This is a genomic window from Mesorhizobium sp. B2-3-15, from assembly GCF_006442875.1.
GTDB classification, from domain to species: Bacteria; Pseudomonadota; Alphaproteobacteria; order Rhizobiales; family Rhizobiaceae; genus Mesorhizobium; species Mesorhizobium australicum.
The window spans coordinates 180,421-201,045 of the sequence record NZ_VFVO01000004.1 but is presented as its reverse complement, the minus strand read 5'-3'; the positions used below and the strand labels follow the sequence as shown (position 1 = coordinate 201,045).

Annotated in this window: 15 protein-coding genes; 11 read left to right on the top strand and 4 right to left on the bottom strand. The window is 60.2% G+C overall.

Translation table 11 applies throughout. The features are described from left to right. Nucleotides 1-1,556: 1,556 nt before the first annotated feature. Both FJ954_RS10465 and FJ954_RS10460 read left to right on the top strand, forming a co-directional pair. On the top strand, nucleotides 1,557-1,775 hold the full coding sequence (locus tag FJ954_RS10465) for a DUF768 domain-containing protein (RefSeq protein ID WP_140661282.1): 219 nt from the start codon (nucleotides 1,557-1,559) through the stop codon (nucleotides 1,773-1,775). 162 nt (nucleotides 1,776-1,937) lie between these two features. Beyond that, on the top strand, nucleotides 1,938-3,044 hold the full coding sequence (locus FJ954_RS10460; RefSeq protein ID WP_140661281.1) for a PAS domain S-box protein: 1,107 nt from the start codon (nucleotides 1,938-1,940) through the stop codon (nucleotides 3,042-3,044). Between the two features lie 3,042 nt (nucleotides 3,045-6,086). Here FJ954_RS10460 and FJ954_RS31935 read toward each other — a convergent pair. Both FJ954_RS31935 and FJ954_RS10435 read right to left on the bottom strand, forming a co-directional pair. Further along, the gene (locus FJ954_RS31935) at nucleotides 6,087-6,317 is read right to left on the bottom strand and encodes a DUF6074 family protein (RefSeq protein WP_140661279.1); all 231 of its coding nucleotides are present in this window, start codon (nucleotides 6,315-6,317) and stop codon (nucleotides 6,087-6,089) included. Nucleotides 6,318-7,859: 1,542 nt separating this feature from the next. Further along, nucleotides 7,860-8,723 carry a YihY/virulence factor BrkB family protein gene (locus FJ954_RS10435; protein ID WP_140661278.1) on the bottom strand — a complete coding sequence of 288 codons (864 nt, stop codon included), beginning with the start codon at nucleotides 8,721-8,723 and terminating at the stop codon, nucleotides 7,860-7,862. 1,153 nt (nucleotides 8,724-9,876) lie between these two features. Between FJ954_RS10435 and FJ954_RS10430 the strand changes: the two genes are divergently transcribed. Continuing rightward, nucleotides 9,877-10,710: a Ku protein gene (locus FJ954_RS10430; protein ID WP_140620467.1), complete on the top strand. Its 834-nt coding sequence runs from the start codon at nucleotides 9,877-9,879 to the stop codon at nucleotides 10,708-10,710. A gap of 363 nt (nucleotides 10,711-11,073) precedes the next feature. On the opposite strand, the gene FJ954_RS31520 is transcribed toward FJ954_RS10430, so the two are convergent. Then, the gene (locus FJ954_RS31520; protein ID WP_181172993.1) at nucleotides 11,074-11,373 is read right to left on the bottom strand and encodes a hypothetical protein; all 300 of its coding nucleotides are present in this window, start codon (nucleotides 11,371-11,373) and stop codon (nucleotides 11,074-11,076) included. 216 nt (nucleotides 11,374-11,589) lie between these two features. Here FJ954_RS31520 and FJ954_RS10420 point away from each other — a divergent pair, with 216 nt between their 5' ends. Next, nucleotides 11,590-11,931, top strand: a complete 342-nt coding sequence (locus tag FJ954_RS10420; protein WP_140620465.1) for a hypothetical protein — start codon at nucleotides 11,590-11,592, stop codon at nucleotides 11,929-11,931. A gap of 147 nt (nucleotides 11,932-12,078) precedes the next feature. After that, on the top strand, nucleotides 12,079-12,396 hold the full coding sequence (locus tag FJ954_RS10415; RefSeq protein WP_015316698.1) for a YMGG-like glycine zipper-containing protein: 318 nt from the start codon (nucleotides 12,079-12,081) through the stop codon (nucleotides 12,394-12,396). A gap of 349 nt (nucleotides 12,397-12,745) precedes the next feature. On the opposite strand, the gene FJ954_RS10410 is transcribed toward FJ954_RS10415, so the two are convergent. Beyond that, entirely contained in the window at nucleotides 12,746-14,176 is a 1,431-nt protein-coding gene (locus FJ954_RS10410) for a PLP-dependent aminotransferase family protein (protein WP_224643183.1), read from the bottom strand. Between the two features lie 283 nt (nucleotides 14,177-14,459). Here FJ954_RS10410 and iolE point away from each other — a divergent pair, with 283 nt between their 5' ends. The 6 genes from iolE (at nucleotide 14,460) to iolG (ending at nucleotide 20,622) form a co-directional block, all read left to right on the top strand. Then, nucleotides 14,460-15,368, top strand: coding sequence for a myo-inosose-2 dehydratase (iolE, locus tag FJ954_RS10405; protein WP_140661277.1), 909 nt, complete (start codon nucleotides 14,460-14,462; stop codon nucleotides 15,366-15,368). Between the two features lie 28 nt (nucleotides 15,369-15,396). Further along, a complete protein-coding gene (locus FJ954_RS10400) occupies nucleotides 15,397-16,488 on the top strand; it encodes an ABC transporter ATP-binding protein (RefSeq protein WP_140661276.1) in 1,092 nt (363 codons plus the stop codon). Nucleotide 16,489: 1 nt separating this feature from the next. After that, nucleotides 16,490-17,809, top strand: coding sequence for an extracellular solute-binding protein (locus FJ954_RS10395; protein ID WP_181172992.1), 1,320 nt, complete (start codon nucleotides 16,490-16,492; stop codon nucleotides 17,807-17,809). Continuing rightward, the gene (locus FJ954_RS10390; RefSeq protein ID WP_140661274.1) at nucleotides 17,809-18,717 is read left to right on the top strand and encodes a sugar ABC transporter permease; all 909 of its coding nucleotides are present in this window, start codon (nucleotides 17,809-17,811) and stop codon (nucleotides 18,715-18,717) included. The genes FJ954_RS10395 and FJ954_RS10390 overlap by 1 nt, the downstream gene beginning before the upstream one ends. Next, complete coding sequence (locus FJ954_RS10385; protein ID WP_140620454.1) at nucleotides 18,714-19,532, top strand: carbohydrate ABC transporter permease; 819 nt, start codon at nucleotides 18,714-18,716, stop codon at nucleotides 19,530-19,532. Before FJ954_RS10390 ends, FJ954_RS10385 begins: the two co-directional genes overlap by 4 nt. A gap of 97 nt (nucleotides 19,533-19,629) precedes the next feature. Beyond that, on the top strand, nucleotides 19,630-20,622 hold the full coding sequence (gene iolG, locus FJ954_RS10380) for an inositol 2-dehydrogenase (RefSeq protein WP_140620452.1): 993 nt from the start codon (nucleotides 19,630-19,632) through the stop codon (nucleotides 20,620-20,622). Nucleotides 20,623-20,625: the final 3 nt, after the last annotated feature.

The following is a 20,625-nucleotide window of genomic DNA, read 5'->3' as shown; positions in this document are numbered from 1 at the left end:
GTAGTTGATCCGCCGGCTACACGCCGCAGTCGGGCTTTGCCGTCGGCGGCAATTTTGCGGCAAAACTCGAAGTGCCATTGTGATCCAGAGTTGACGGAGCCGTCGCATCCGAATTGCTTCCAATTGCGCCTTTGGGGGCAGATGGCGCACATCTGAGGCTCAGCTGGGAAAGATGATAAGCGATGCGGTTGCCGGTTAAGCTCGGTCTTCCTGCCGATGCGCGATCAATCCACCGAACCGCTTATCCTGACGAACTAGCCTCCGTGCCCGCGTGGGCAAACCTCAGGTGAATCGCCGACCTTGATCCTCGCCAGGTGCTCTCTTGCTTCATTGACGCGGCGCTGGGCGCCTCTTATCGTGTCGCAGAGGGCGAGATCGATGCCCACGCCTAGCGCTTGTCCGCTCGACACGTTTCAGTTCCGACTCTGCTTGGCTCACACTCAGTCTGGCCTTGGCTAGTTCCAGTTCGAAATGTCCATCCATTGTGTCGGGTCCGTTGTAGCCCTTCCCTTGGGAAAGACTTATTTTCCGGTTTGGTTCCAGTCCAGCCTGCGAGTTCAAAGAATGCCCCAGAGACACACGCCAGTAGGCTCAGCCGGAACAATAGTGTAGGCGGCCCTCCAAAGGTGACGTGTCGGACGAAGTAGTGAAATCTATCGGGAGACGATCCCAGGAGCTTCGCGCACGCGCGCCTGGTTGCGCCGAGACCGGTGCGGCCGCTACCAACTGGGATGGCCAGGCAGTGATTCGACTGCCGAGAGTGCCCAGCCTCACATTGACTCCTGGCAAGACTCCCGATCCGCCGCCAATTGTGTCGTTCTAATACGCACATTTTTGGCACCAGTCTTGCACGGCCACTTCATCTTGGGAGAAGATGAGATGGCTCTATCCAATCAGCTGCTTGACAAAAACCTGACCTTCCAGTGTCCGAGCTGCAAAAACCCACTGGTCAGGAAAGGCTCCTGGGTCAAGTCCGTAACGACGTTCACCTGCAAGCGATGCGGCGAAAGGGTAAGGCTCTCTTACAGCGAGAAGCTTGAAGTTTTCAGGGTGGGTGCCGCTACGCGCAACACTGGAACCTAACGCCGCGTTGTCTTCTTTGCTCGTGTGTTTGAACGACGCCGGCCAATGGCCACGATGCTAATTTCACATAAGCTGGCAACCGTTGCCAGTTAGGCTCGGCGGTTTGCCCTGCGAGATCAAGCCACCGAGCCGCCCTGGTCAAATGGGCCTTTCCACGCGGGCTGCAACATCTGGCTCCGCCGAAGTTCCGGAACCATTTTAGCTCGAACTAATTATATCGCGGTGGGGTAACAATCGCGGGGGCGTGAGTGGCCGAGTATCGAGTTGAGATCATGGCCGGCGGGTCGGTTGTGTCTTCGCAGGTCATGGCCCAGGTGCCATTCAAAGCGGCAGAAGCACACCTCGGCCGGCCGGTCACATTGAGGCACAAGGTAAAAAACTGGCTGCGTGTCACCGAAATAACGAAGCTTCGCTTACGTTCGTCGCCTGAGGGCTGCATGAGCACTCCCGGCGTCAATTTTGTGGACAAGTGAGTGAGCAGCAATTTGTCAGGCTTGGCCAGTCCAGACGTGATCTCGGTGGCCGCCGCAATCCACAATCTTTTCTCCGCGGCCAAGGCGATCGGGGTCAGCAGTACCGAGATCGAAGCGACCGGCAGCTATGTGAAAGGGTGCTCGGAACGCCCATCCCGGCCGACCAAACTGTATTTGCTGACCGCAGCCTGCTCTTCACCGACCACCCCGAACCAATGATCCTGTAGTTCCTTCGGGTGAGTCCCTTTGATCCGCCGTCACCTTGGCGGCCTTCATGATCGTTCTCCACGACAATTAACTGCAAGTTTTCGCTTTGGGGACGCTCTGCAGACTTGCTATCGCGGTTCGACGCTTCCATTTTTCTGGAAGCAAGGAAATCGGATGCCCGTTCATTTGCCTGCCAAGAGGAATGGATTTTTGCGTTTCGGTCAGGGTGACATTGGTCCAGCCGCTGTGCCTCTCTATTTGGTGCCGCCTCCGCCCGATGAAGAAATCGGCGCTAAGGGCAGTGAAGACGCACGCGCTTGGCTTGCTTCCATCGTCGAGAGCTCTACCGACGCGATCCTGAGTAAGACGATTGAAGGCATCATCACCAGTTGGAATACCGGCGCCGAACGTATCTTCGGTTTTTCGGCCGAAGAAGCCGTCGGGCAATCGATACTCATCCTGATTCCCGAAGATCGACGGCAAGAGGAAGATGCCATTCTGGAGAGGATACGTCGGGGCGAGCGCGTCGAACATTTTGACACCATTCGGAAGCGCAAAGACGGCAGCCTGGTCGAGGTTTCGGTGACTGTCTCGCCTGTTCTGGGGAATGGTGGCACAATTCTGGGCGCATCCAAGATCGCGAGGGATATTTCCGAGAGGAGGCGAAACGAGAAACGGCGAAAGCTGCTGCTGAGGGAAATGAATCACCGAGTGAAGAATCTTTTTTCTGTCGCGTCGGCTTTGGTGTCGGTGAGTGAGCGGTCAGCGAGCAGTGCGGCCGAGTTGGCAGGCGACATGCGAGACCGGCTGGCCTCACTGGCCCGTGCCCATGATCTTATCTTGGCAGACCTCCGGGACGACGCCGAAATTCAACGCGAGACGACCCTCTTGGCACTGCTCAACGCGGTTCTTGCGCCGTACAAAAATGCGCCCCAGATCGGGACAAGCATCAAGGGGGTAGATGTCCCCCTCGGAAGCAGTGCCATGACATCGCTGGCGCTGATTATCAGCGAGTTCGCGACCAATGCGGCCAAACACGGTTGTTTCGCAAGCGCTGGAGGGAAATTGGATGTTCTGAGTATGATTGATGCCAAAAGCCTTCTTCTGATCTGGAGCGAAACCGGAGGTCCGGAGATTTATGGACCTGCTCACAGCTCGGGCTTCGGTACCCAGCTTGAGCAAGCAACCATTGCTGGGCTCGACGGCACAATTTCGCGCGACTGGGCGGCCGGTGGGTTGGTAATCTCCATGCGTGTGCCTCTGTCAGGGCTCAAAAAATAAACCACTGTGCGCCAGTTTTCGGCCAGCATTGCATACGAGGAACATCGAACTTCGGCGCTGCATGAGGTCGCAAGGAGCAGAGACGCCCCCTGCGAGACTTCAACGTCGCAGCTCACATTAATCCGATCAGCCCGCCAGCAATGCTGGCGCAAGCCACCTAGCAAGTGCTGTCGACGAGAACCCGCACTCTGAGCGTCAATCCCGAAAGGTCCAAGCGGGCCTGAACACCGCCGCAAGAATGGCAGCTGGAGCGCCCCCCTAGCCAGCAAATCGTCGCGGTCGGGTCCCATGACGGCGATCTGTACGTGGGCGATTCCGCTGCCACAAGTTCGCCTGCGACTTTGTCGCTGCTTCGGCACGGGAGTCAAAGTCGGCTGAATGTCGGCGTGGTCGGCTACGTTCTCCGGCGAAAGATCGTCGACGAAGGAGGCCGCGATAAGATCGTCGCCATCGATACGGCCTAGTCCGTTTTCCATGATCGCGACGACTTTCTGGAAGGCCATTAATTCGTCTTCAGTGATCTCGGCCGCCTGCATTCGGGCTCGAAGGTTGGCGACGCGCATCCCCAAGGCACGGGGGATGTGACAGCTCCACTTAGCATCGTTCCATATCCTTTGGCTGGCGGCGGGGGGAGGGCGGAGTTGTAATCTCGAATGCCGTGACTTGAACAGGCATCACTACGATGCAATCTGGCGGTTAGCGGTGTGAGCCTCAAGCACTGCCTCCTGCTCATGCTTGGCGAAGAGGGTGAGTTTGTCGGTATAAGTGATTCGAAACTGGCGTTGACATCCCTCGCAGCGGCGCGAGGAAACGACCTGAAACCAACTGCCTGCCCGTTTCAGCGCGAAACCGCAATGAGGACATTCGAACGTCATGTTGCACATCAGCAGTCGTCGAGAGAGTGCCATCTTCCACCAGCCTCACACCGGACAAATTTTGAGCTCCGACCCAACTTCACGCAGAATCGAAGGTTCCCGATGCTGGTCTTCGGTCGGAAGCAACCGGGACCAAAGTCCGGTTTAGAAAGCGCACGGGTAATGCTCAAGGCTGCTCCAACAAACCCGACGGTCTAATCGGATAGGCTGTCCAATCTCGGGCCATCTGACGCGCTCGGCTTGTTCTTTCCCCAATGTTGATGGCGGTGGCGAGCAGTTCCCACGAAGCTGGACATTTTCTCCATGTCCTTTGTCCATGAGCACCGCGATGGGGCAGAAGAATGCTGCCTTCAGATGGATTGCCTGTGCCGGTCCGGCGGCTCTCGCGGGGAGGTCTGCCGCGTTCTCGGAAACCATGGCCATCGGCGATTGAACTGCCCAAAGAGCAGGTCGACCGACGCCGGTTGGGGGCGGGGGAAACGTCGGTCGCCATCAAGGACAGGGACCATGGATTCAGCAAACTGCGTTGCGACTGGTCCTTGGAAGAGGAGAGCAGATTCGGATAGGAATAGCAACTTGCCCGTAGTGTTTCGGGGACCCTCGTCTCAGCCGGGCGGCTGGCCAGCCAAGATGATCATTCCCATCCTCCGCTCATGTCACTTGCGCTCATTGTGCCGTGGCGGCCACCGTTTTACGCAATTGCCGCCTGTCGATGGACTTCGCACGTCGAACACGTCGCTTGGCGGTGATCGGCGCGACCAAAGTAACGAGGGGCCAGTTAACCGAGAGAAATCAGTGAAGCCGAGGCGGGCCGTCAGTAAGGGCAAATTTGCACGCGTTCCAACACCCAGTTGGTAATGGTCCCGGTGCAACAGCTTGACCCGGCAATGGCGGTGGTGATGCCTAGAGTAGCGGTGCGGATACCGAGCCATATAACCAGGATAGTCACTGTGGCAGCGCGGGCCGCAATAGCGGCCGCCATAGTCGAACGGAGCCCCGTAGAACGCACCGCCCGAAAATGGCCAAAGCGCAAAAATAGTTGCCCGGACGTTGTCGGGACCGGTGGGCGGCCGGGCCCGGCTCTGCTGGAGTGGATCATCACCATAGACGTGCGTCGATGCTGGCGGCTGAGTGCCTGAGCTGAAGGCTGAACCATTCCATGTCGACTCATGAGTGCTCTCCCTGGTCGGCTCCGATGCCTCGGAGGACCGCGGGGCTGTGTGTTTCCCCGCACTGGAGGTGGACTTGTCTTTCACCTCGTCAACCAAGGCATGGTCGCCAAGCGTCGCACCAGCCCCTATCGCACTGGGCCAAAGATGAACTGCCGGATAATCAAAACGCGACCGATGGAGTGCAGCGCGAGTCCGGCAGGCCTGCCATGGTGCTCATGGCGACGGACTGCTGCGCCCGGCGCGCCTTCGGCGCTTTCAAGGCCGGCAAACAAAAGCGCTTGCGAAAACCATGCAAGGAAAGCTCGGCGGACCAGTCCGAATGACAACGCTAACGGCTAAACCTTGTCAGGCGTGGAAAGGTCCGAGCGCGAGAAAAGCTGCGTCATGCAACGTTTGGACGACCTACAGGTGACACCAGGGTTCGGCCAAAAAGCCTGGGCGGCCTACGCTGGCGCAAGCAGCGTCCTTGTGATTAGCGTTAAGCTCGCCTCATAGACACAGCACCCGGACTTGTCGCGGACCCATACCGCAAAATCGTTGAGTCTGCCGGGAGCGGGTGGTCTGCCACGATTGCAGGCAGTAGCCGCTTCGCTTCCTCGCGCATGTCGCACGGACTCATCTCGACACCCAGATCATCGCGGGTGATCTGTCCATTCTCAATCGTGTCGAAGAAGTATAGCGGCATAACGTTGGTGAACCTGCCGGATTGGGCTTGGTTCCATGATGGTATGGTTAGGCACTTACCGCTTCGTATCATCGGTTGCTAAGATTGTCGGGTTTCTGGCGGCCCGGTATTCCGATTCCCAAGGCAGCCCCTCGAATTCGGGCTGGTATCCAGACGCTCTGTAAACGTCCTGCGATAGGTAACTGCACCTGGTTCCCTCTCTCACGCAGACAAATGCTGGGATGCCTGGGCACCGGTAAACGCCAACTATGTGCGAAACGAGACTGTTCATAGTTGTAGGCTTTTCACAGCCTACGATTGTCGTCTCCATCTATTTTGATGAAACCGTGGTTCGCATCCGTTGAACCGCATCGAAGAACCGAACGACCTCAGTGCGCGCCTGGTCTGTGTCATCTCCGCGTTCAATCGCGACTGACAACAGATGCGTAGCCGTTTCCAACCAAAGCTCGGCCGCTTCGTCATTCGGAAGCCGAGCTATTGCGTCGGCGACGATCATAACCGATGCACGCTCTCGGCTGACAGGAAAGGCAGAAACTGACATGGGCTAAACCGTTCGAGCATGGCCGCCTTGGGTATTAATCCGGCGAGGCAGACTAAAACAACAGTCCGTGCCGGAACACCTCTGCTCGGCAACTATCCACTGCTTTCATAACCCCTAACAGACTCCGTGGCCCCGTTGTGGTCAGGAACCCGCCGGGCCGGCGCCGAAGGCATGCAGCGGCCGCCAACCCAATCCGTCAAGACGTGATCGTCGGCACGGCGAAGCCCTTGCGGCGAAGAGAATGTAACGGTCGCTTCGCTGCCACATTCAGAGAAGATCACTTGAATGACCTCACCACGGCTCTGCTGTGGGACTGCGACCGTGGCCTATCTGGCGCAAAGCGCCTAACGCGGCAATGGCAGCCTGGCTGCTAGGATCGAAACCGCGTTTGTTCGCAGGAAGTGGCATGTAGCTGCCGCGAAAAGACGAGTTGGAAAGAAAACGCGGTGCTCGGGGTGACATGTACGACGTCCACGGCGCCCGGGCGATTACCGCGCGCGCTTGTGAGTTCCTGGATCGCGGGCGGTCAATCAGGAGCGTTGGAGTTCCCTAACCGCGCGCATTGTGCCCCTCCGGGGAGAGGGTGCTCGGCCTCACCGGGGCGATGAGAGAGACTTACGATTTCACGCAACCAAGTCAGTTTGCCGGCATTGATATCTTGGACGTGCCCAAGTAAACATTCCGTCTTATGGTCAACCCTATTCGGTCGACCCGCCACCCAAAACCCGCGCTGGAGATGAGGTCGTTCTCGTCGGGGATATCATCCGTATCGATCGCAAAGCCGACAAGCTGACAGTGCGGATTGACTGTGGGGGTGTAATTACTGTCGGACGCTCTGCAATTACCAGGTTGAGGAGGCACCGTTGGCCCTCGTCGCGCTGACACTCGTGCAAAGCCCGCCCAATGCCCGCCCGATCAGTTGCCGGGCAATCTCGCGGAGCGCCATGCCGCTAAGGTTTCTCGTCCAGCATGAGGCCCGACGTCGCGTGGTCCCTCAGAAGCGCTGCGCGGTTCGCAGGTGGGCGCAGTCTGCAAGCGGCTAACCTTGTTCGTTGCGCTCACCAGTCTGCGCGGCACCCGCCTCCGAAAAGGAGCGGCGTCGCGGTTGGCCCGTTGGTGAAAGACGGCCCTGCTCACGGCCAATTTGTTTGCCGAAATTGTACGCCAGACAGAGAGCGCCGAATTGAACGAGTAAGCGTATCATGGAGGTCTCCTTTCTTGCCATCAAACCAGCCCTGTGCGTTTAGGTTCCAGTTCGGCTTTTCCGGAGGCTGAGCGTTGAGGCGTAGGGCAACATGTTCGATGGGGTCATAGGAGAGTAAGTGACGAAGGCCCGCTGTGCCATGCGTCGTCTCGAACCCGTGTCAGTATCGCGGGGGGACCGCTGGCGACGGGTCCGAAAACGACGGGTGGTTCCTGGGTCGCCCATGGCGAAGTCGCTGGTTCGTAGCCCTGGCGATCCGACTTCGCTCCAGGAACAACAATCCCGCACTTTTGCCAATCGCGTCTTCGCCCCGTATCCGGCCGCTCTGCGGCCGTGGCTCAACCCGATGAAGCCTCACCCAAGGGTCGCCGGCTTCCATGTTCAAAAGAGTAGGCGTGAGTGAATTCGGCACCAAGAAGAAAAATTAGCGAGGAGTAGTAGATCCAGAGCAGCACAATGATCAACGCGCTGGCGGCTCCGAATGACGATCCCATCGCGCTGCTACCCAAGTACAAGCCGATCAGGCTCTTGCCAGCCGTGAACAGCGCGGCCGTCACAAACGCTCCGAACCACACGTCGCGCCACTCCAGATGGCGGTCCGGCAGGACCTTGTAGATGGCGGCGAAGAGCACTGCTATCAGCAGGTAGGAAATCAAGACATTCAGCCCTTCGATCAAGATTGATCCGAACGGCAAAAGCCGATTTATCGTGTCGCCTAGCGCGGTAATGGCGGCGCTCACAGCAAGAGAAACGATCAGCAAGAAGCCAAGGGCGATCACCAGTCCCAAGCTGGCCGTCCGTGCACGGATTAAGCGAGAGACGGAGCCCCCCTGGGGCTTCGCTTTCCAGATCTCATTCAAGGCGGTCTGCATCTCACCGAACACGCCCGACGCTGTCAGCAACAATGTCACCAGGCCTACAATCGTGGCGATGGCACCAGACGACCGGTTGGAGGCACTTTGCAGTACGCTTTGTATGACATCCGCGCTTTGACCGCCCATCAGGCCCGTCAATTGTCCCGCGACGGCATCGCGCGCGGCGCTTTGGCCAAATACCAGGCCTGCTACGGCCACGACCAACAACAGAATGGGTCCCAGAGAGGTCACGGCGAAGAACGCCATTGCGGCGCCATGACTGAAAGCGCTGTCGCCGATGAAGCCGGCCACACTCGATTTCGTAATTCGCCAGGTCTTGTCCAGCATCTCTTTTTCCCGCTACCGATTACGAAACCTGAACGATCAGAAGTTTCGCCCCGCGCGGTGACCGTCTCCAGGCTCGGCCACCTGTGGATTTTGTTCCGCGGCAGCGGGCAGATGGTCAACCGCGATCGCCGTCAAACAAGAAGATCGGTTGATTGTTCCTGTCGAGTTAGCCCAGTGCGGTGCAATGGCGCCGGAGAACCCCATGGAGGGCGATCACGCCGGCGCGTCCGCCGGAGTGATACGGCGAGGCGTAGCTGCCGGGTTTCGACATTTTGCCAGTTTCGGTGCTGACAAGATCAGGTCTGCGAGCCACCAGTTTGGGAACGCAACTCGACGAGCGAGCGAACGCTGCCCAGGGCCATGAGGTCTGAGAACTCACAAAATGTCGGTGGTGATGACCAAGACGATTCCGATTGCTGCTAGGGCCATGATCAAGATCATTGCGGCCTCGAAACTTCCTCCGACCCGGCGTATGCGGTCCATCATTTTGAGGCTCCGCTACGGCGGCCTATTTTCCGTTTGCGAACAAACACGGAAAGCTGCTCCAGCGGAATCACCAATGTTAGCGCCTCCGAAAAATCGGGCCGCACACGACCTGGCACTCGCCCGCCGCGTTTCCACCGATCTCTTCGGACAGGGATCGCCCTTAAGGCGGCTGTTTCCGCGACACTGGGCAGGTCATCTGGAGCCGCTGCACTCCTGGTGGACGCCGTTTTGATGCAACTCGAACACCTTGCTGGCGTCAAGACACTGCCGGCATTAGGACTTCTGAACCCCGCTCCACGTCTCTAACACCGCCGGTTAGAGCGTTGAAAGCGGATCTGTATAGGCGGTGGCCATTCGCATGCTGCAAGGGAAACCCGACTGGGGACTTGGTCAGTCGATGCGCCATGTACAGGCGCGGAGAGGCCGGCTTACGCTTGGCTCGAGCTGACTTAAATGAGGTTGCACGGTGGGCACATCACCGGCAGCGCCGGTCGCGGCCGCGCATGCGCGAACGCGGTCGTCTACCGGTCCACAGCATTCCCCGGGATGTCCGCGCTGTCGTAATTACCAGCCCGATGGCGGCGACCGAGTAGCGGAGCCGGGGTGCGCCGACGGAACAGGTGGCGACTTCGTGTGTTCTTACTGACGGCAGACAAGGAGCGATGTCATGGCGGCACCCCGCGCGGTTTGGAAAGGCTTCCTGAAGATCGGGTCGGTTTCGTGCGGCGTGAAGATGGTCGGTGCAACCAGCGAGGCCTCGAAGATCCATTTCAAGATACTGAACCGGAAAGACGGGCTGCCCGTCAAAAGCGCTTATGTCGACGAAGAGACTGGCGATGTCGTCGAGGGCGAGGACCAGGTCAAGGGTTACGAGGTAGACAAGGACCATTTCATCAAGATCGAGCCCGATGAGATCAAGAAGCTCAAGCTGACATCGGCCCACACACTTGAGGTGGATTCATTTGTCGCAATTGAGGATGTCGACACTCGATATCTGGAAAAGCCCTATTATCTGATCCCGGCGGACGGCGCCTCGCTCGAAGCCTTTTCGGTTCTTCGTGACGCGATGGCGAACAAGCGCGTGGCCGCGCGCTCTTGCGTGGTGCTCTATCAGCGCGGGCGCGAGGTGCTGATCCAGCCCTTCCAGAAGGGGATGCTGCTGACCGAGCTGCGCACTCACGACGAGATGACGTCGGAAAAGACCGTGTTCAATGGCTTGGAAAGCCCCAAATACGATGAAGACCTTCTTGAAATAGCCGGGCTGTTGATCGACAAGAAAGTCACCAAGTTCGATCCGTCGAAGTTCGAAGACACGTACGAGGATGCGTTGATTGCCATGATCGACGCCAAGCGCAAGGGCAAAGCACCGCCCAAGCCGGCGCCGGCGCCAAAAGAAAACGTCATCGACCTGGCCTCGGTGCTTCGCAAGAGCCTTGCCAAGGAAGGCATCAAGGGCGGCACCAAATCCAAGGGCCGAAAATCGGGTAGGGATGCTGCGTAGCGCGCGAAGCCGATCTGCTCTGTTGCCGTAGAACCCCGCAGGCCACCTACGGAACCGGGTCTGCCGCGGCACGATATTCGTCCGGCTCCAGTCATACGCGCCCCCAGCGATATTTTGATGGGACCGGTTCCTGCCGTGCCAACTCCGCCCGGGAGGCGCGGCGCAAAAGTGACTGGGCTTATTCCATGTCTGGCATCGGCGATGACGAAGAGGGTTGTGGGCCGTAGTCGCCCAATGCAGCGTCCGCATCTCGGCTTCAGGCAATCACGCCGACATGCTTCGAGGCGAGCGCCTTGGCGATCCTAATCACCCGCTCCTCGCTTTGCTGATCAGTCGGGCCGTAACCCGTGAACAGTTCTCTATCTAGGCCGCGGTCGAATGCCACGACGACGATGAGTTCGGCTCTTTCTGAGAAGGCGGATCGCAGTCCCACATCAATCCAACAACTCGATCGCGGCCTTGTTGGCACCCATCCATATCCTCGTCCTGCACGGGAGCTTGATCGTCGTGACAGCCTGCATCGCCCCAAGTTTCAACCGCGGACATCCCATCTGCTGCCTGCTCGGACGAGATGCGCGCCGCCGCAAACACAGCCTTAGCAGCCTCGATGGCGCGCTGCTCCTCTGTTGAGGAACCTCCTTCGATCTCCAGCTGAAGTCTCATCGTTCGCCTTCCTGTCATGGGCCAGCAGTGAACAAAATAAGAACAAAAGGTCAAGGATTGGCCTTGACGAGACAGGAATATATTCCTTATTCCTGAAAGCAGATGAGCAGGAGAGGCTTGTGCCGGGCGCCAAAAACGGCGGCGGCGAGGCTAGTTCGAAGGACGTGGTCGTTCGGACCGGAACTCCACCCTCCGGAACCCAAGAGGATGTTCAACATGCACGACCTGATCGCCTTCTTCCAAACGAATGCCGCATTGGTCATCGGCAACCCCATAGCGTTTGCCACCTTTTCAGTTCTGTTCGGGAGCGGAGGATTCGTCGCCGGCCGCTACTTTCTAACCGAGCGCATCGCGAACTTGGAAAGCCGCATCACGAGGCGCGATGAAGAAATCGCAGCGCTGAAAACTGGAGGTAGGAAAAAGGCTGAAGAGCCGTCGCTCATCCCAATATTCGGCACGTCGGTGATTGAGAGCAATGCAACGCCGCTGCTGGGAAAATGGCCGGACCGGCGCCAATCAGGGAAACTGTCAGCACCGCCACGGGAACGTCGTGCCTAACAATCTGGCTGATTAGGGCCCGTTTTAGATCAACGTTCAACCAGCGAGAAACCATGTCTCACTTCGTGAGACAGCCCGCCGCCGTTCCGCCGCAATGCCGCAGCACTTGGCGCGATCGGCCCTCGCGGCCTCAAGGAGGTTCCTCAGATGAGACTCAACAAAGCGGTTTTGGCTGTCCTGATGACGGCAGCTCTGGCAGGCTGCGAAACGCAGACGGAAGGCCAGCAGCGGGCAACTACGGGCGCTCTGCTGGGCGGCGCCGGCGGCGCCCTGGTCGGCCAGGCTATTGGCGGCAACACGAAGAGCACCGTGATCGGCGCGGCCGGCGGCGCGTTGCTAGGAGCAGTGGTCGGCTCCGCCACCACCCCGCAGCGTCGTGAGGATCAGCTCTGCCGGTACCAGGACCGCTACGGCCGAATTTACACCGCACCGTGCGATGACCGGTACTACAACGGCAATTATTGAGAAGGCGCGGTAGGCTCGCTCGATGGTATGTTAATGCGCCACGCATCTGTGGCGGATGAACAGAGACACCGCTATGCCTGCACAGGGGGGCACATGCGAGGCGGTTGACTGGGTATCTGGTCGGGATTTGCTTGCCATTGTGAGCCAATCAGGTCCTGGGCCAATGCGATGTTACGATTTGCGCAAGGGCCAGATCGAACTGAATCGGGACAACTCCGACGTCGGACGCCGACCCGAGACCGTTCAGCGCCCGTCCCCGCCAGGTGAGGTCAGCAGCCAGGTGTTCGGCAAGCCATGGCGAAGGATTTCGAGGTGATGCCGGCTCCCGCTTCCTGGCAGGCCGACGGGTTTATGACAAAGTCCGTACCTGCTCGATGGCCTGGCGCAGACGTCGGATTCCCGCTTCGCTGTCGGCCTTGTTGCAGGCGGCATAGCCAAGCACGAGGCCATTCCCGGAGGATGACCAGTAATATTTCGAAAGCGGCGATGCGTTGACACCGAGTTTGTCGGCGCATTGCACGACCGCCCGATCGTCGCAACTTCCGTGAAGCGAAGCAACGACCTGGATTCCGGCTTCCGCCGCCGAAAGGGTCATGTGATCGGCCAGTTCGGTCTGGCACAATTCGTAGAAAAGCTTGCGGCGCTCGGCGTAGATGCGCCGCATGCGCTTCAGATGGCGGGTCATGTGGCCTTCATCGATGAAATCGGCCAGTGCTGCCTGCAGCAGGAGGGGCGCGAACTGCCCAGTGGTGCTCAGCGCATGCGGAATGCCCTCGCACAAGGCGGCGGGCAGGACCATGAACCCCAGCCTGAGCGCCGGAAACAGCAACTTGGCAAAGGTGCCGACATAGATGACCCGGTCCGCGCAATCCATGCTCTGTATGGCGGGCACCGGCCTTCCTTGAAATCTGTACTCACCGTCGAAATCATCTTCAATGATCCAGGAATTGTTGCGCTCGGCGATTTCGAACAGCCGCAGCCGCTGGTCCATGCGCATCGTGATTCCCAAGGGGTGCTGGCAGGCGGGCGTCACATAGATCAGGCGCGGTGAAATCTCGGGCTGGCTCATTTGCCATCCATCGCGGTCGACAACAAGCGGCACAATGTTGGCGCCAGCGACGGTGAAGGTTGCCTTGGCCGCGTAGTAGCCCGGTTCCTCCAGCCAGACTGTGTCGCCCGGATCGAGCAGCAGACGCGCCAGCAGATCGAACGCCGCCTGCGCCCCCGTCGTTACGACGATCTGTTCGGGAGAACATCGCACCCCTCTGGCCGAGGTCAGGTAGCCGGCAATCGCCTCCTTGAGCGCCGGCAGGCCGGTCACATGATAGGTGCCGAACAACATGTCGGCGCCAAACGTTGCCCGGCGTGCGAGCAGCCTGCCCCAGACGCCAAACGGGAAGTTTTGTGGGTCCGGCATGCCCGGATGAAAGGCGAAGCGCCCTGGCGCTCCATGATGGAAGGGTTGCTGCATCAGGCTCTCGCCGCGCCTCGAAAGCGGGCGGCGGATCGCCACGGCCGTGGGTTTGCCACCTTGATCGGTCGAGTTCACGGGCAGGTCGATGACCACCGGTCGCGCGCCCTGCCGGTTCGTAAGATAACCTTCCGTCGCCAGTTGGTCATACGCAGCCACGATAGTGTTGCGGGCGAGGCCCAGATCCTCAGCCAGCGCGCGCGTCGACGGCAATTCCGATCCCGGTGCCAGACGACGCTCACGGATCATCGCGGCAATCTGCCGGTAGAGCTGGCGATGAATCGGTTCATCCACAGTCCGATTGATCATCAGCGCGTCCATCGGAAAGCCTTGGCGCTTACGCCTCGATAGCTGCATTGGAAAAGCCTCGCGGGATGAGAGCGGATCGAGCTTAGACGAGCGCCGCGCGAAGTGAAACTGGCACCTTCACTTCTCACCGAACTGGCTCTCGCGATGGAGACAGATCGGCGCTTAAATGAAAGGAAGAGGGAACAACGGGCCCAGACACCACGAGCCGACGCCTTCATCGACCTGATTGGTTTTGATGAGGCACCGCCAGCAAATGGCCCGGCCTGTCCGATGAGGAACGATGATGGCTGTCTGCATAGGCATAAATCCGATTACCTGGAGCAATGACGACGTGCCCGAGCTGGGCGGGGATACCCCACTCGAGGTCTGCCTTTCCGAAACGGCCGAAGCCGGCTACGCGGGAACGGAACTCGGCGGCAAGTTCCCGCGTGCCAGCAAGGACCTCGCCGTGGCTCTCGCGACCCATGGTCTTAGACTGGTCTCCGGCTGGTACGATGGCCGGATCTGCGAAAAGGAGGTCGAGGAGGAATTCGACGCCATCCTGCCGCATCTGACGCTGCTGCGCGACCTCGGCGCCAAGCACGTCGTCTACGCCGATACGTCGCGTGGCCGCCATGGCGCCATTCACGATCCGATCTCGCAGCGTCCCAAGCTCGCCGACGACGAGTGGAGATCCTACGGCAAGAAGATAACGGGACTGGCTGAACGGTTCGCCGATTTTGGCGTTGGCATGGCCTTTCACCACCACATGGGGACAATCGTCGAGACGGATCACGAGATCGGCAGGCTGATGGCCGGTTCAGGGCAAGCCGTTGGCCTCCTCTATGACACCGGCCATTGCCTGTTTTCCGGCGGCGATGCCGAGACGTTGCTGCGGCATCACATCGGTCGCGTCGTTCACGTGCATTGCAAGGATGTGCGGCCCGATGTGCTGAAGCGCGCTCGCGCCCTGGATATGAGTTTCATGGGCGCGGTGATGGAAGGCATCTTCACCGTGCCCGGCGATGGGTCCATCGACTATCCGACGCTTTTAGGGGTGCTGGCTGACAATGGCTATGCCGGCTGGCTGGTGGTCGAGGCCGAACAGGATCCGAGTAAGGCCCATCCCCTTACCTATGCGACGATGGGCTATCGCAACCTGCACGACCTGGCCCTCAGAGCCGGTTTCGAGGTCGAGGAACGGGAGAACTGATACGCTTGGGGCGCGCTGGGTAGCGGCAATGAGTTCTGTCCTGTACCAAAGTGTAGTCAAGAACTACGGCGCGCTGAACGTCTTGCGCTCGCTTGACCTCGCAGTCCCCGACCACATGTTCCTGGCCCTGCTCGGTCCTTCGGGTTGCGGCAAGACGACGGCGTTGCGCATCCTTGCCGGTCTCGACATGCCGAGCGCCGGCAAGCTCTTCATCGGTGAGCGTGACGTAACCCGGCTGCAGCCGCGCGACCGCGACATCGCCATGGTCTTCCAGAGCTATGCGCTCTATCCGCAGATGACCGTCGCTGAGAACATCGGCTATCCTCTATGGATTCGCGGCATGCCGGATGCCTCGCGCCGCGCCAAGATTGACGAGGTCGCCGCGGTCCTTGAGATCGGCCACCTGCTCGATCGCCGGCCGCGCCAGCTTTCGGGCGGGCAGAGGCAGCGCGTGGCGCTTGCGCGGGCCATCGTTCGCGATCCGGCCGCTTTCCTGATGGACGAGCCGCTGTCGAACCTTGACGCACGCCTGCGCCTGACCATGCGCGGCGAGATCAAGCGGCTTTGCCAGCGGCTTGGCGCAACAACCCTCTACGTCACGCACGATCAGGTCGAGGCCTTGACCATGGCCGACTTCGTCGCGGTCATGCACGCCGGTGAACTGCAGCAGATGGCGCCGCCGGCCGATATCTACGACCGCCCGGCCAACCGTTTCGTTGCCACCTTCGTCGGCAACCCGCCGATGAACATTCTGCCGGTCGCGCTTGCTGAACAATGCATCGCAGTCGGCGGAGTAATGGTTCCGATACAGGCGCCCCGGCTGGCGACATGCCGCGCTGCCCGGGCGGTCGAGATCGGGCTGCGGCCCGAAGACATGAGTGTTGCAGCACCCGGCACGCGGGCCGCTCTACCCGGCGAGATCTATGTCGTCGAACCGATGGGCAACGAGACCTTGGTCAATGTCCGCATCGGCAGCGGCAATGTCTCGGTTCGTGCCGGCCGCGACTTCCGGGGGGCGGTGGGCGCCAACATCGGGCTCACTTTCGATGTGTCGAATGCATGCTTCTTCAATTCCGCCGGCCTGACGGCCGTCCACAGGGTCAACAGTGATGGAGAGTGAAATGACGCAGTCCAGCATTAGCAGACTTACTCGCCGTTCCGTGCTCAAGGGGGGAATTGGCCTTGCACTTGCCACGACGGCCCTTACCGCCCTCGGCCTGCCTGTCCCGGCGAGCGCCGCTGGCAAGAAGGTGATCATTGGCGCCTTCGCCGATGGCGGCCTGACGCCGTTCAAACAGAAGATCATCCCACTGGCCAAGGATGCTGGCTTCGACATCGAATTCCTCGAGGATGAATACGGCGTAACGCTCGAGAAGTGGTTCGCCGACGCCAAGAACAGCGCCGGCCAGTACGACCTCTATCTTCTCGACGATCCATGGGTGCCGCAGTTCGGCGCCGCCAATGTGCTCGAGGATCTTGGAGCGGCCGGCATCGATGGCGGCGACAAGGACTGGATCGGCTCGATGATCGACATGGGCTACTGGCCGCCTCAGAAAGGCCCGCGCGTGAAGGGTTTTGAAACCGCCGCGCCGGCGCTCATCTGCGTGCCGTTCGTCGGCGATCTGCAGACGCTGACTTACCGCAACGATGTCTACACAGGCGGTGCGCCGAAAACCTGGGACGAGGTCATCGCCAAAGGCAAGGCAGGCGTGGTGGCGGGCAAGATCAAATATCCGGTCGTCTTCCGCGGCGTATCAGGCAATCCGATCGTGACCAGCTGGTACCCGGTCTTCCTGTCGTTTGGCGGTTCCTTCTTCGACGACAAGTGGAACCCGGTCTTCAATTCCGCCCAAGGCAAAGCCTCGGCCGAATTCTTCGTCGGCACCATGAAGCAAAACGCGCCGAGCGGTGTCGTCGAGTTCGACTCGGACCAGGAAGGCGCGGCGATCCTCGGCGGCGAAGCAGGTGCAATCATCCAATATTCCGGCAATGCGCTGAAGGCCGACGATCCGACGCAGACAAAGGTGGCTGGCAAGCTCGATTTCGGCGTAGTGCCGAAACAGACGGCGGCGATCGCTCAGATGGGCATCTTCATTGCCGGCATTCCGAAATCGGCGCCCAACAAAGCCAACTCGATCGAGTTCCTGAAATGGTATGTCAGCGCCGACGTCCAGGCCAAGCTGTCCGAAGCAGGTTCCATCCCGGTCAAGCGGAGCGCCTTCGGCGTCGCCAAGCCCGGCAACCGGCTGATCCCCGTCGCCTTGCAGCAGCTCGACGCTGGCGCGCTGCCGAGGCCGCGCACGCCAGATTGGGCCAAGGTTGAGGAACTGCTCGGCATCGAGCTCAACAAGGCGCTGCAGGCTGGCTCGGGAGGCGGGGCCGCATTGGACACCGCCGCCAAGCAGGTCAAGGATTACCTGTCGTCAGTCGGCTATTACTGATGCCAAATCGCGGGGCGCAGAACCGCAAGTACCGTCTGCAGGGGGCGGGGTTCGACCTTGCCCTCCCTTATCTCATGCTCGCGCCAGGCGTGCTGATCGTGCTCGGCGTGCTCGTCTATCCCTTGTGGGACGGCCTGCGCGCCAGCACCAAGGCCTATCGTTATGGCTCGGTGGTCGCCGATGCCGGCATGGGGAACTATATAAAACTGTGGAGCGATCCCCAGTTTTTGAATTCGCTTTTGGTGACGGTCAAATTCGTCGCCCTGGCGGTCACCTTCGAGGCAATTCTGGGCTTTGCCCTGGCGCTGTTTTGCCTGCGCGAATTTCGCGGCATTCGCCTGCTGAGAACCATCCTGATTATCCCGATGGTGATAACGCCGGTCGTGGTCGCCATCGTCTTCCGGCTGATCTATGCCAGCGACGCGGGCATGCTGACGGCAGTCTCCGAGTGGATGGGCGGCGGCCAGGTGCAAATTCTCGGAGATCCCGTCAAGGCGTTCATCGGCCTTGTCGTGCTCGACGTCTGGGAATGGACGCCGCTGATGTTCCTGATCCTTTTGGCCGGCCTGCAGTCGCTGCCGCATGAACCCTTCGAGGCCGCTCGCGTCGACGGCGCTGGCGCGTGGCGGGTGTTTGCCGATCTTACCTTTCCTATGATGCGGCCCGTGCTGGCGATCGCCATCGTGCTGCGAACGATTGAGGCCTTCGGCACGTTCGACCAGGTGTTCGTGCTCACCCGGGGCGGGCCGGGCGAGGCGACGCGGCTGGTTTCGATCTATGGCTACGACACCGCCTTCAAATTCCAGCAGACGGGCTATGCGGCCGCGCTGTTCGTCACTATCGGGCTCGTCGTGCTTGCGCTGGCCCTGAGCGCCGTGCGGCTTCTGCGCAGGGTCGATGCGTCATGAACAATCGTCTGGCGCGGATCGGGTTGATGAGTGCCGTATTGGCCATCGTGCTCTTGCCCGTCTACTGGCTTGTCTCGACATCGCTTAAATCCAATCGCGAGATCACCCAGGAAGGCACACTCTATCCACACGGTCCGACGCTGGACAATTATATCAGGTTGTTCACCGATAAGCAGTTCGGCGCCTATCTGACCAACTCGCTGGTGGTGACGTTCTTCTCCGTGACGATCGCGTTGCTCGGCGGCACCCTTGGCGCCTATGCGATCGCCCGCTTCCGCCTGCCTTTCATGATGGAGCGCAAGGTCGGGCTGTTCCTGCTGACGCTGCGCATCGTGCCCCCGGTCGTGATCCTGATCCCGGTCTATCTGCTGATGCTCAAGCTCGGCCTGCTCGACAGCTGGTTGGGTTTGATCGCCACCTACACCGCCTTCAACATCACCTTCTGCGTCTGGATGATGGAGAGCTTCTTTCGGGAGATCCCCGTGGATCTCGAGGAAGCCGCCATGGTCGATGGCGATTCCCGCTTCGGTGCGTTCCGGCGCATCACGCTGCCGCTGGCAGCTCCCGGCCTCGCGGCGACCGCCATCTTTGCCGTGCTTGTCACTTTCAACGAATTCCTGTTCGCCCTGGCGCTGACGGCCACGCCTCGCGCGATGACGATGCCGCGCGGCACCGCCACGCTGATCGGCCGCATCGACACCGACTGGGCCTCGATGTCGGCCGCCGGCGTTATCGGCGCGTTGCCGATCGTCGTCTTCGCGCTGCTGGTGCAGCGCCACCTGGTTCGCGGACTCACCATGGGAGCCGTGAAATGACGACCCGGCTGGGCAGCCGCTCACGTCAATCAGTCGCTGTCCCGGCCAGGCTGACGGCCGCCCCGGCACCATGCTGCCTTTTAGGAAAATCAAAGAGATGATCGATGTCTGTCTGTTCGGAGCGGGCCTTATCGGCCAGGTACATGCGGCCAACCTCGCGCGCCACCCCCGCGTGCGCCTGCGCTACATCGTCGATCCGAACCCCGAGGCTGCATCGAAGGTTTCGGCCCTGACAGGGGCCGAGATCGCCGACACCCAGACTGTGATGAACGACCCATCAATCGGCATGGTGTTCATTGCTTCGGCGACGAGAACGCATGCCGACCTGGCCATGGCCGCGGCCGCCAGCGGCAAGGCGATCTTCTGTGAAAAGCCGATCGATCTCGATCTCCAGCGCACCGATCAATGTCTGGCGGCTGTCGAGAAGTCAGCTGTGCCCTTTCAGATCGGATTCAACCGTCGGTTCGACCCGAGCTTTCGGGCGCTGAAGGCGCGACTTGCGCAAGGCGAGATCGGTGCCGTCGAACAGGTCATCATCACCAGCCGGGATCCGGAGCCGGAAACCGAGGAAGCGCTGGCGGGAGGAGGGGGGGTCTTCCGGGAGATGACCATTCACGACTTCGACATGGCACGAAACCTGTTGGGCGAGGAGCCGGTCGAGCTCTTCGCGACCGGGTCGTCGCTTGTCGCGCCGCAATATGCCAAGCTGGGGGACTACGATACCGCGATGTTCGTGCTGCGCACGGCGTCGGGCCGGCAATGTCACATCAATAACAGCGTCAGGGCCGCCTACGGCTACGACCAGCGCGTCGAGGTGCATGGCGCGGACGGGATGCTGAGGGCCGGCAACAGGGTGCCGACATCGGTCGAAATGTCAGGCGCAAAGGCGATATCGCGCGACAAGCCCTACTACTTCTTCGTCGAGCGCTATGCCGAGTCCTACGCGGCCGAGATCGATCATTTCATTACCTGCGTTGAAACGGGGCGACGGCCCGACGTCACGGCAAGCGACGGCCGCAAAGCGATGATCCTATGCGAGGCAGCGCTTGCCTCCGCCAAGTCGGGCCGGTTCGAGACCGTCAGGTTTTAGATC